We start from the raw sequence: 698 nt of genomic DNA on the forward strand, positions 1-698 counted from the left end.
GGAGCTGCAGGCCGCCGCGGCGGCCGGGCTGCGGATCGTGCACCGCTCGGTGGCGCTGGCCGCGTCGACGGCCCCGCAGGAGCTGATCGCCGTGGCCGGCACGCACGGCAAGACGACGACGACGTCGATGGTCACCGTGATGCTGCGCCATGCCGGCCTGCAGCCGTCCTTTGCGATCGGCGGGGATGTGGCCGCGCTGGGCGTGAACGCGGACTACGGTGCCGGCCGGTACTTCGTGGCCGAGGCCGATGAATCCGACGGATCCTTCCTGAACTACCGTCCGCGCATCGCCGTGGTCACCAATGTGGAGGCGGACCACCTGGACCACTATGGCACGGCCGAGGCCGTGCACCTCTCCTTCGAGCGGTTCGCCGCGCTGCTGCCGGCCGGCGGGGTGTTGGTGGCGTGCATGGACGATCCCGGTGCCCGCGCCCTGGCCGAACGGGCGGCTGCCGCCGGCACTTCCGGGCCCAGGGTGGTCCGCTACGGGTACGACCCGGCCGCCGAGGTCCGGATCCTACCCGGCGGATTCTCCGCCACCACCAGCACCAGCACGCTGGCCTATCCCGGCGGCGAGCAGCTGCTGCGGCTGCAGGTGCCGGGGGAGCACAACATCCGCAATGCCGCCGCCGCCTTCGCCGTGGCGCTCAGCCTGGGCCTGGAGCCGGCCGTGGCGGCGGCCGGGCTGGCGGAGTTCA

The 698-nt window shown here is 73.4% G+C and carries 1 protein-coding gene; it reads left to right on the top strand.

The features are described from left to right. A partial coding sequence (locus ACFQ36_RS23175) for a Mur ligase family protein (RefSeq protein ID WP_377017973.1) occupies window positions 1-698 on the top strand: 698 nt, incomplete at both ends.

Source organism: Arthrobacter sp. GCM10027362, assembly GCF_042679445.1.
GTDB lineage: Bacteria > Actinomycetota > Actinomycetes > Actinomycetales > Micrococcaceae > Crystallibacter.